The following is an 11,770-nucleotide window of genomic DNA, read 5'->3' on the forward strand; positions in this document are numbered from 1 at the left end:
TTATTCGCTTGAAGCGCGTGGCCTGCGATCAGGGTCAGCGAAGGCGGTAAGCTCGCGGATCAGGTGTGATTCGCGGACTTGCCGGCTTCGCTCCAGGGCGTTGAACTCTTCAGTCAGTTCATCCAGTGATCGTCCTGGATAGCGCTCGGTCAGAGCATTCACCTGGTCCCGGTAGCTGCTTTCGATCTGCGCGAAGCGCTCAGCGTGGGCCTGGCGCAAATGCTGGACCCACACATCGTTGGCGGCGGCAAAACGCAGGAAGTCCTCGCCGAGTTCGCCACGCTGAACCTGCAACTCTGCATCGATCAATTCCTCGACACTGGGGTTGATCGCATAGAGCAGCCTGTCCACGGGCTGGCCAAGTTGCAGTGGTCCGTTCAGTTCACGAAGGTAAGTCAGGCGCACCTCGGCTACATCCCGGTCGCCGGCTTCCCGCGTGGCCAGCTCATCCACCGTGTGCACCCGATACAGACGGCGCAGCTCACGGTACAGGTTCGCCTCGTTGTCCGCGCCATCGAACTGCAAGTGTTCGCTGGCGATGAAGAACTCGATGTTCTTGAAGGTCAGCAGCGCGCCGTCATGGCAGGTATGGCTGCCGTCTTCCCGGGTCAAGGCTTCGCTGGCCTGGATGTTGAATAGCGCCCGATCGTCTGCGTTGAGCAATGCCCTGACCAGCACCTTGCGCACCCTTGTACAGAACGCTGCGCGAGTTTCGCCATTCTGGTAGGTGGAGGTGTTTTTCAATCGGCCGACAAGGGCAAGCAAGTCCTGGGCATCGCCTGCTTCCTCAAGTTGCTCCCAAGTGTCGCGCAGGGCTTGGTTTTCCACTTCTGATAGCTGGAGCCAGTCTGTGAGCTGGGGCGTGTCTTCGATAGCCAGCCCCCCAAACTCGCCGCGATACTCGTTGAGCAGGTCCTCGTACCAAGCGTCAAGGGCATCGAACCTGAGCGTGTAGCTGCTCCGGCTCTCCGATGCCACGCGGGCACGGTGAACCACATTTTCCGCCAGGGGATTGCCGTGGAGGCCGATCGTGCTGATGAGCACGTTGTTATCGAGGTTTCCAGGATGAAACTCGGCAGCTCCGTGAGCCGGTTATCGCTCAGGTCGAGCATCTCCAGAGGCAGCAGGCGATTCACCCAGGTTGGCCACTGCTCAAGCCCCATTTCGTTGAGTTCAAGGCGCCGCAATCGCAGGAGTGTGCGGGGGGCATTGTCGACCGAGCCCGCGCGGTTGTTGCTGAGGTCCAGCACTTCGAGTTGTTCCAGTGGCTCCAACGCGTCCATGAAGGGCTGATCGACCTCCAGCCCGACATTGCGCAGTGCCAGGTAGGTGAGCTGGGAAGAATCCCGCAGCGCCATTGGCAGGTCTTGGGGTGCCCGCACGAAAGTGTCCAGGGTCAGGCGGGTCATGCGAGGGAAACGCCTGAGCAGAGCTTGCAATTGTTCGGTGGTACCGCTGACATTTTCGAGGCTCAGATTGATTACTCGCTCAGTGAAGAATGCGGGTAATCGCGTCGGGATCAGATCCAGTGCCACACCTGTAAGACGCAGCGGCATGCTGAGCTGGCTGGTTTCCTGGCTGCTCCAGAATTGCCGCAGCGCCGAAGCTATGCGCGATCGGCCGGTCAGCACGGCCTGGCTGACCACCGTGGTCGAGGAGGAAGCATTGACGTAGTTGTCGAGTAGGTCGTGCAGCGTCTGGCGCAGCTCCAGTTGCTGATTGAGGCGTTCACGGAAAGCATCGGGCTGGTCCCACTCGAAGCGTGTTCCAAAGCCGTCCTGGTTGAGCATTACGGACAGCATGTGGTCATGGCTGATAGCGTTGCCTTGCAAGAAGATCTCAGGGTGTTCGGTGACGCCGAAGCTGCTTTCCAGCAAGAAGTGGGGCAGTAGCGTGATCCGGTTGTTACGCAGAGAGATCTGTTGCATGCGGGACGCGCTACTGTAGGCGAGTCCGTCCGGCCAGTGTTGCAGTTGCATGTTGTCGAGGCCTAGATACGTCAGCCTCAAGTCACTGAAGTTGGGCGGGTAGTCCTCGGAGACGTGATTTCCGCTGAGGTCCAGGTGGCGCAGGCCGGCCAGGCTGGCGAGGCTGTCGATATCTGACGTGGAAATCTGAATGTTCTGGTTAGTCAGGCTAAGCGACTGCAGCGAAGGTAGCCACTCTGCAATCAACGGCAAGCTGAACTGGAATGGCGAAGGTGGTGCCTCTTGCCGGTAGGCGCGGCTGATTTCCAGTGTTCTCAAACCGGAGAATTGCCTGAGAAGACTGATCAGGCGTGGTGTGTGCGCGCGCACGCTTTCGTAACGGTCAGGCTGGATTTCGAGCAGTTGCAAGTCGCTGACGCTTGCGGTCAAGAACGCCGGCAACTCAAGGGGAAAGTCCAGCAGTGATAACCGCTCCAGGCGCAAGGGTGCCGCCACGCTGCCGTTTGCTGCAAAGGCTCGATCATACCAATGCTGAGTGATGGCATTCGCCATTTGCTCAAAGTCGTTAGCGTTGTAGCTAGGCAAAACGGCCGCCATCTGCCGCCAGTTACTCAGGCTGGACTGCAATTGGCTGCGTTGCTCCAGCAGGCTGTCGAGCAGGTTGTTTATCGCGTTGCGATCGAGGTTGCGGTACTCCAGTGCTGCCAGGGTCTGCTCGGCAGGACGTGGCGTGGGGGCGTACAGACCGATCTGCCTGATCCTGGCGAGCAGTGTTTGACGTGAGATGCTGTTGGCACGCGGGCGAGTGCCGCCCAAGGGGTAGCCTATACGCCCGTCGGCCAGGCGCATGGGCGAGCGGAAACCAGGCTCCAACGGCTGCATGCCCAGTATCTGCCTGAGTGCCGGGCGTGGCAGCAAGTCGGTTTGTAGAGTCAATGCCTTGAGTGCCTGCTCGTCATCGATCCCCAGCGTCGCACGTTGCGATTCACTGAGTGCTTCGAACAGGGCGCCATGCAGCGAGGCGTGGGCGTTAAGCGGTGCATCGGAGGTTTCGCTGCGCATCAGTATATAGCCGGCCCGGGCACTGATGATTGTTGGCCCCTGCGGAGCATCGGGGCCGATGCGGGCACTTTGGTTGGGTGAGTACATGCGCTGTTCCACGGTGATGCCAAGATCCGCTGGCCAGCCGGGTAATTGCTCAAGGGTGTGGAGTACCAACCGATCGGTGTCCCAGTTGCGCAACCCGTCCAGGTACAGCCCTTCATAAGCCCTGTTGAGCCTGATCTGCTGCTGGAGCAGGCGAACTTCAGCGGCCAGGCGCCTGGGAATTTTACCGTTGCTCAGTTCCTCCAGTTCGTTAGCGGTAGCATGTTGCAGCAGTTCTTCTGTCACCGGGGTAGGAAGCTGCGGATAGCGCGTGTAGATCCTCTCGGCGCCCGGTGCCTGGCTTGCGGGCAGGCTCCGGTATTGCTGCTGGAAGTCGCTGTTGATCGTCCCCGGATCTTTCTGCGGGCTTGCCTGTTCGATCCTGCGATACAAGTCGAAGCGGGTCAGTGTGTCTTGCAGCTGACCAGGCAGGCGCTGGTTCTCGCAGAGCACTTGGCGTAGCACATCCTCTTCTATGTTGCTGACTTGCAGAATATTCCGCACGTTGGCTTCGTCGAGCTCTCCGTTGTGTCCCCCCGAGCGTCGCAACAGTTCGACCTCCTGCCATTGCTCGGGGCGATCCAGCGGGTGCAACCAGGTGCCTGCGCCATTGTGGCGTAGCGCAGGTTGGTAGGCGTTTACCCGGGTAGGATGTTCGATATGGTAACTATCGGCCTGTGCTGAGCGCACGATCGAGTAAACCTGGTCGTCCAGTTGCAGCCAGGCTCTGCCTTGGTGATGACGCAGCCCCAGGTTGTCTCGCGGTAGCGAGTCGGGAATGTCGATGGACTGGGCGTAGGGCCTGAGGTCAGCTCGCCAGAGCCTGGCCTGACCATCCGACAGTTCCACATCTTCGAGTTCTTCAATAAATGAAGGTGTTTCCACCGGCATGGGTTCAGGTAAGGGCGTTGGCGGGTTCGATCCATCGACAGCCGCACCCAGACCGTCCCCCACCGCTTTGATGGCCAACGCGAATGCGGCCATCTCCGCCACGTTTTTCACTACGTCCAGCATGTACTGGTAAGCCTGTTGCTGATCGTCATGGACCCAGCTTTCGATACCCTCGTAGACCTCGTAAGCCAGTTGCAGTGCACAGACACCCAACATGACCTCGCCGACCGCAGGTACGAAAAAGCCGGCGATATTGAGTGTGGTCAGGGCCTTTTGCAGCAAATGCTCGCGGTATTTAACCGCAGTGATGGTATCGATGATCGTTGTAGGTATGGCGTGGAAGGCGGCGTCTTCTTCATGGCGGAAGACCTTTTCCGTGACCAGCCCCTGCAACAGGGAGCCACTCAACTGGCGTGTTTGCAGGTGCAACTTCGCGAGTGGATCTACGGCGCGTTCATGCGTGCCTTTCACCGTCAGCGCCAACGGCATCAACCGGTCCAGCAACCTGGCCTGCAACTGGACCTTGTCGCGCTCTTTCATGCAGTGGTCGAGGTACCTGATGTCACTGAGCAAGCGGTCACGCAGCCATTGTTCGCTTTCCGCCGGCGATGCGAATTCCCTCAGCGGTGCCTCGGGATCACCGGGAATATAGAGCGCCACCGAGTGTTCCCCATCGGTGGGTCTGAAATCGAACAGGCGCATGCGCGTCAGTTGCACATCCCATAGCGAGATGACACTGAACGTCAGGATGGAGGATTGCGCCGGAACGTCCAGAGGCAACGCCAGGGCAGCCACGTAGAGGCTTTGACTGATGTCATTCTGCAGCCGGGCAAGGTGCAGGCTTTGTGTGAAAGTGCAATGTTCCAGCTCGGCAATTTTCTCGAAGGTCGCCTGGTTGCTCGCACCGGTCTTGATGTCGCTGTAGTAAATAGCATGCAGTTTTGCCTGGTACTGGCCACCGATATCCAATTCACGGCACATGCGGGCAAACCGCTCGGGTGCCATGTCGAGGGTATTGGAGATTGGTACTGTGCCCATGAACCCCTTGTGGTCGAGGATCACCGACTTCTTGAGCAGGGCATTGTCGTTGTCCATTCCACCGGGCGTGGCTGCCCCGGCTTCGAAGTTTCGCAATGCACTGTCCAGCAGGGAGCGGGGGGCGTGCTTGTAGGTCTCCACATCCTGTCCTGGTTGAGCCTCGAGTTGCCTGACGTCCAGCAGGTAGCTGTTGGTGATGTCCACCTCGAAGCCAAAGGTTTCCTTGATGGCCGTGGTCAGCTGTTCTTTTGCGAATGCCTCCAGGTTTGGCAAGGCTTGATACAGGGCCTGTACCTGGGTCATGGCTGTTTGCAGGCGCTCATGCCCGGTAGCCAGTGCTTTGGCGATGGCGGGTTGAGCCTGGCAAGCCTGTTCCAGCATCGATGTACGCGTGCTCATTACCTGTTTCATCAAGGCATGAGTCGATGGAGGCGCGCTTTTCAACCAGTCGGGGGTTTTCCCGGTGATCAGCGCATGCGGGATGTTGGTGTCAATTTCCAAGGTCATGATGAGCCCTATGCTAAGTGGAAGGCTCAACGACTATGTTCAAGCGAACAGCACGAGTGTGGTAGATATTTACGTTCGGTGGACCTTCGAAGGTTGGCGTTCGAAGCGACGAGAACATGCTCAAAGCACAATTCAGGTTTATGATGCCCAACGGCAGAATAATTCCCACACGGAGTGCGCAATGCAGACCCTGTACCCGCAGATCAAACCCTACGCCCGGCACGATCTGGCCGTCGAAGCACCGCATGTGCTCTATGTCGATGAGAGCGGTTCGCCGGAAGGTCTGCCGGTGGTGTTCATCCACGGTGGTCCGGGCGCGGGTTGCGATGCCCAGAGCCGTTGCTACTTTGATCCCAACCTGTACCGCATCATTACCTTCGATCAGCGCGGCTGTGGTCGCTCCACGCCTCACGCCAGCCTGGAGAACAACACCACCTGGCATCTGGTCGAAGACCTGGAGCGCATCCGCAAGCACCTGGGCATCGAAAAGTGGGTGCTGTTCGGCGGCTCCTGGGGATCGACCCTGGCGCTGGCTTATGCCCAGACCCACCCCGAGCGCGTCCACGGTCTGATCCTGCGCGGCATATTTCTCTGCCGCCCGCAGGAAATCGAGTGGTTCTACCAGGCTGGTGCCAGCCGCCTGTTCCCGGACTACTGGCAGGACTACATTGCGCCGATTCCGGTAGAAGAGCGCGGCGACCTGGTCAAGGCCTTCCACAAGCGTCTGACCGGTACCGACCAGATCGCCCAGATGCATGCCGCCAAGGCCTGGTCGACCTGGGAAGGGCGCACCGCGACCCTGCGGCCCAACCCACTGGTTGTGGATCGTTTCTCCGAGCCCCAACGCGCCTTGTCGATCGCCCGCATCGAATGCCATTACTTCACCAACAACGCGTTCCTCGAGCCGGACCAGCTGATCCGCGACATGCCGAAGATCGCCCACCTGCCGGCAGTTATCGTGCATGGCCGCTACGACGTGATCTGCCCGCTGGACAATGCCTGGGAACTGCACCAGGCCTGGCCGAACAGTGAGCTGAAGGTGATTCGCGATGCCGGTCATGCCGCTTCCGAGCCTGGTATCACCGATGCCCTGGTGCGTGCCGCCGACCAGATGGCCCGTCGCCTGCTCGACTTGCCACTGGAAGAAGCATGAAGGGGTTGCTTCAACGGGTGCGCGGTGCGCGGGTGGATGTCGACGGTCAGACTGTCGGCGCTATCGACCAGGGGCTGCTGGTGCTGGTAGCGGTCGAGCCCGGCGACACCCGCGCCCATGCCGACAAGCTGCTGCACAAATTGCTCAACTACCGGGTGTTCAGCGACCCTCAAGGCAAAATGAACCTGTCGCTCAAGGAAATTGGCGGTGGTTTGCTGCTGGTGTCGCAGTTCACCCTGGCCGCCGACACCCAGAGCGGCCTGCGCCCCAGCTTTTCCACGGCGGCGCCACCGGCCCTCGGCGCGGAGCTTTTCGACTATCTATTAGGGCGGGCACAGGAACTGCACACCACAGTTGCCAGCGGCCAATTTGGCGCTGACATGCAGGTGCACCTGGTCAATGATGGCCCTGTAACATTTATGTTACAAATATGATGGCAAAAAACCCCTGTTTGTAGGAAAACAAGGGGGTTTGTAGCAGAAATAGTTCGTTTGCCCTGATGCGTTGTAACGCTGCCTGCTGGATAATCGCGCGCTATGTGGACCTGCGTTCGTGGGTCCGTTTCACTCTGACTTGAGCCTGTCTGGAACCGTTTGGGGAATCATTGCGCCCTTTCGGAGTCCGAACAGTGCTCGCCAACCTGGCATTTGTCGCTGGCCGTTGGTTCTTTAGATCTGTTTTCGGCGAGGGTTGCTCGTGATTGTAAGTCCCTGTAATGCACCAAGAACTCCCGGCAATCGGCTGCGCAAGGCCTTGTTGGCAGGCGCAACACTGGTCAGCCTGCTCAGTGCAGGCCAGCTCTGGGCGTTCAACCTTGACGATGTTGCCGCCAAGGCGAAGGATCTTGCCGGGCAGAAATACGAAGCGCCGAAAAGCAACCTGCCGGCCGTCTTCCGTGACATGAAGTACGGGGACTACCAGCAGATCCGTTTCCTGACGGAAAAAGCCGAATGGGCCAACGACAAGACCCCGTTCAAGCTGTCCTTCTACCATCAGGGCATGCATTTCGACACGCCGGTGAAAATCAACGAAGTCACTGCCACTTCGGTCGACGAAATCAAGTACGACCCGAGCCGTTTCGACTTCGGCACCCTGCAGTTCGATGCCAAGGCCACCGAGAACCTCGGCTATGCCGGCTTCCGGGTGCTGTACCCGATCAACAAGGCCGACAAGCAGGATGAAATCATGACCCTGCTGGGTGCCAGCTACTTCCGGGTAGTGGGCAAGGGGCATGTGTATGGTCTGTCCGCCCGTGGCCTGGCTATCGACACCGCCCTGCCGTCCGGCGAAGAGTTTCCGCGGTTTACCGAATTCTGGATCGAAAAGCCCAAGCCGGCCGACAAGCACCTGGTGATCTATGCGCTGCTCGATTCGCCGCGCTCCACCGGCGCCTACAAGCTGACCCTGCGTCCCGGCAGCGACACCATTGTCGACGTCAAGTCCAAGGTGTTCCTGCGTGATCACGTCAGCCGTCTGGGCATTGCGCCGCTGACCAGCATGTTCCTGTTCGGCGGCAACCAGCCGTCGAAAGTGCTCAACTACCGTCCGGCGCTGCACGACTCCGAAGGTCTGTCGATCCATGCTGGCAATGGCGAGTGGCTGTGGCGCCCGCTGAACAATCCGAAGCACCTGGCCGTGAGCAACTTCAGCGTCGAGAACCCGCGTGGTTTCGGCTTGCTGCAGCGTCAGCGCGAGTTCAGTCAGTTCGAAGACCTCGATGACAACTACCAGAAGCGTCCAAGCGCCTGGATTGAACCGGTCGGTGACTGGGGCAAGGGTACAGTCGACCTGGTCGAGATTCCGACGGCCGACGAGACCAACGACAACATCGTTGCCTTCTGGAGCCCGGAGAAGCTGCCGGAGCCAGGCACGCCGTTCGAGTACGCGTACCGCCTGCACTGGACCATCGACGAGTCCGACTTCCATTCGCCGAACCTGGGCTGGGTCAAGCAGACCCTGCGTTCGACCGGTGACGTCAAGCAATCCAACCTGATCCGCCAGCCAGACGGCAGCCTGGCCTTCCTGGTCGATTTCGAAGGCCCGGCGTTGGCTAAACTGCCAGAAGACACGGCGGTCCGTAGTCAGGTGAGCGTCGACGACAACGCTGAACTGGTCGAGAATAACCTGCGCTACAACCCGGAAATCAAAGGCTGGCGCCTGACCCTGCGGTTGAAGGTCAAAGACCCGAGCAAGAACGTGGAAATGCGTGCAGCGCTGCTGCGTGATGTTCCGGTCGAGCCTGCCAAGCCAGCAAAACCGGCCAAACAGGACAAGGCCGCTGCCAAAGCTGCCAAGGCCGAGAAGCCTGCCGAGCAACCTGCCGCCGACGCGGCGTCCACCACCGGGACACCGGCCACCACCGAACAGGTGTTGACCGAGACCTGGAGCTATCAGTTGCCTGCCGATGAGTAACTCTCAAATACGGCCAGAATCGCTTGGCGAGTACCTGGCCCACCTACCACTGAGCGATGAGCAGCGGGCAGAACTTGCCAGCTGCAACTCGTTCAGTGAGTTGCACCAACGCTTGTCCAGCAAACCGGGTGTATTTGATGCCGAAGCCGTCCAGGCTTCGGTAGGCGAGCGCCTGACGCTGGGCAGCGCCGCAGACATGGAAGACGCCGAGATGCTCGGTGTCGATGCCAGCGGCCGGCTGTGCCTCAAGGCCACGCCGCCGATCCAGCGCACCCGGGTGATTCCCGAGCCATGGCGTACCAATATCCTGGTTCGCGCCTGGCGTCGCCTGACCGGGCGCACCAATGCGCCGCCACCCGTCAAGCGTGAGCTGCCAAAGGCGCGCTGGCGCTGGGTCGGCTCGATGCGCCGCTACATTCTGCTGGCGTTGATGCTCGGGCAGACCATCGTGGCTGGCTGGTACATGAAAGGCATCCTGCCGTATCAGGGCTGGTCGTTCGTCGAACTCGACGAAATCATGCAGCAATCGCTGTGGCAGACCGCCACGCAGGTCTGGCCGTATGCGTTGCAGACCAGCATCCTGATTCTGTTCGGCATCCTCTTCTGTTGGGTCTCGGCGGGTTTCTGGACCGCGTTGATGGGCTTTCTCGAACTGTTGACCGGCCGCGACAAATACCGCATTTCTGGCAGCAGTGCCGGTAACGAGCCGATCGAGCCGGGTGCCCGTACCGCCCTGGTCATGCCGATCTGCAACGAAGATGTGCCACGGGTGTTTGCCGGTTTGCGTGCCACTTTCGAATCGGTGGCCGCCACTGGCGACCTGGACCGCTTCGACTTCTTCGTACTCAGCGACACCAACGACACCGATATTGCGGTGGCCGAACAACAGGCCTGGCTGGAAGTCTGCCGCGAGGCCAAAGGCTTCGGGCGGATCTTCTACCGCCGTCGCCGTCGCCGTGTGAAGCGCAAGAGCGGCAACCTCGACGACTTCTGCCGTCGCTGGGGCAGCGAGTACCGCTACATGGTGGTCCTCGACGCCGACAGCGTGATGAGCGGCGAATGCCTGACCAGCCTGGTGCGGCTGATGGAAGCCAACCCTGACGCCGGGATCATCCAGACCGCGCCGAAAGCGTCGGGCATGGACACCCTGTATGCGCGCATGCAGCAGTTTGCGACCCGTGTCTACGGTCCGCTGTTCACCGCCGGCCTGCACTTCTGGCAGCTGGGCGAGTCGCACTACTGGGGGCACAACGCGATCATCCGCATGAAGCCCTTTATCGAGCACTGCGCCCTGGCGCCGTTGCCGGGCAAGGGCGCGTTCGCCGGTGCGATCCTCTCCCATGACTTCGTTGAAGCAGCGCTGATGCGCCGTGCCGGCTGGGGCGTGTGGATTGCCTACGATTTGCCGGGCAGTTACGAAGAGCTGCCGCCGAACCTGCTGGACGAGCTCAAGCGCGACCGGCGCTGGTGCCACGGCAACCTGATGAACTTCCGCCTGTTCCTGGTCAAGGGCATGCACCCGGTGCACCGTGCGGTGTTCCTCACCGGGGTGATGTCGTACCTGTCGGCGCCGTTGTGGTTCTTCTTCCTGGTGCTGTCGACCGCGTTGCTGGCGACCAACACCTTGATGGAGCCGCAGTACTTCCTTGAGCCGCGCCAGCTGTATCCGTTGTGGCCGCAGTGGCACCCGGAAAAAGCCATTGCGCTGTTCTCCACCACTATCGTGCTGCTGTTCCTGCCCAAGCTGCTCAGCGTCATCCTGATCTGGGCCAAAGGTGCGAAGGAGTTCGGCGGACGCTTCAAGGTGACCCTGTCGATGTTGCTGGAGATGCTCTTCTCCATGCTGCTGGCGCCGGTGCGGATGATTTTCCACACCCGCTTCGTGCTGGCCGCGTTCCTTGGCTGGGCGGCAACCTGGAACTCGCCGCAGCGTGACGACGACTCCACGCCGTGGAGCGAAGCGGTACGCCGGCATGGCCCACAAACCTTGCTGGGTGTGGCCTGGGCCTTGCTGGTGGCCTGGTTGAACCCAAGCTTCCTGTGGTGGCTGGTGCCGATCGTTGGCTCGCTGATGCTGTCGATCCCGGTGTCGGTGATTTCCAGCCGCGTGCACCTGGGCTTGCGTGCCCGGGACGAGAGCCTGTTCCTGATCCCTGAGGAATACGCCACGCCGCAAGAACTGCTGGCAACCGACCGCTACACCCACGAAAACCGCTGGCATGCCCTGCATGACGGTTTCGTCCGGGCCGTGGTCGATCCGCAGCAAAACGCGCTGGCTTGCGCGCTGGCAACGGCTCGCCATGGTGTCGCGGCGCCGATCGAGTCGCTGCGTGCCGAGCGCATCGACAAGGCACTGGAGGTCGGCCCGGCGGGCCTGGACGGCGCTACGCGTCTGGCCCTGCTGAGTGATCCGGTGGCCCTGGCGCGTCTGCACAGCCGTGTCTGGAGCGAGCAGAACGAAGCCTGGCTGGGGGGCTGGCGTCGTTCGATCGCCAACGACCCGCACTCGCCGCTGTTGCCGCTGCACCCGGAGCCGGTGGCACAGCCTTCATTGGCCAGTGCCTGACTGATCGCCGGGGGGGGGGCCGCCCGCCCCCGGGGCGGGGGCCCCGGGGGTGTAGCGCCATGCCCGCCCCCCCCGGCCCCCGGGACCACGGGTGGGCGGGGGGGGGGGGGGGATTAAAAGGGGGGGGGG

General features: G+C 60.9%; 6 protein-coding genes. 4 read left to right on the plus strand and 2 right to left on the minus strand.

The genetic code is table 11. The annotated features are described in order from the left end of the window. Both I5S59_RS17500 and I5S59_RS17505 read right to left on the minus strand, forming a co-directional pair. Positions 1–828 carry an NEL-type E3 ubiquitin ligase domain-containing protein gene (locus I5S59_RS17500; protein WP_197877723.1) on the minus strand — a complete coding sequence of 276 codons (828 nt, stop codon included), beginning with the start codon at positions 826–828 and terminating at the stop codon, positions 1–3. Continuing rightward, positions 741–5,510: a leucine-rich repeat domain-containing protein gene (locus I5S59_RS17505; RefSeq protein WP_197877724.1), complete on the minus strand. Its 4,770-nt coding sequence runs from the start codon at positions 5,508–5,510 to the stop codon at positions 741–743. The genes I5S59_RS17500 and I5S59_RS17505 overlap by 88 nt, the downstream gene beginning before the upstream one ends. 181 nt (positions 5,511–5,691) lie before the next feature. Here I5S59_RS17505 and pip point away from each other — a divergent pair, with 181 nt between their 5' ends. From pip to mdoH, 4 genes are all read left to right on the plus strand, one after another. Beyond that, positions 5,692–6,663: a prolyl aminopeptidase gene (pip, locus tag I5S59_RS17510; protein WP_197877725.1), complete on the plus strand. Its 972-nt coding sequence runs from the start codon at positions 5,692–5,694 to the stop codon at positions 6,661–6,663. Continuing rightward, the gene (gene dtd, locus I5S59_RS17515; protein ID WP_197877726.1) at positions 6,660–7,097 is read left to right on the plus strand and encodes a D-aminoacyl-tRNA deacylase; all 438 of its coding nucleotides are present in this window, start codon (positions 6,660–6,662) and stop codon (positions 7,095–7,097) included. The genes pip and dtd overlap by 4 nt, the downstream gene beginning before the upstream one ends. A gap of 262 nt (positions 7,098–7,359) precedes the next feature. Further along, positions 7,360–9,075, plus strand: a complete 1,716-nt coding sequence (locus I5S59_RS17520) for a glucan biosynthesis protein G (RefSeq protein WP_332262084.1) — start codon at positions 7,360–7,362, stop codon at positions 9,073–9,075. Continuing rightward, a complete protein-coding gene (gene mdoH / locus I5S59_RS17525; RefSeq protein ID WP_197877727.1) occupies positions 9,068–11,641 on the plus strand; it encodes a glucans biosynthesis glucosyltransferase MdoH in 2,574 nt (857 codons plus the stop codon). Before I5S59_RS17520 ends, mdoH begins: the two co-directional genes overlap by 8 nt. Positions 11,642–11,770 lie beyond the last annotated feature (129 nt).

The organism is Pseudomonas alkylphenolica, from assembly GCF_016009175.1.
Classification (GTDB): Bacteria; Pseudomonadota; Gammaproteobacteria; order Pseudomonadales; family Pseudomonadaceae; genus Aquipseudomonas; species Aquipseudomonas alkylphenolica_B.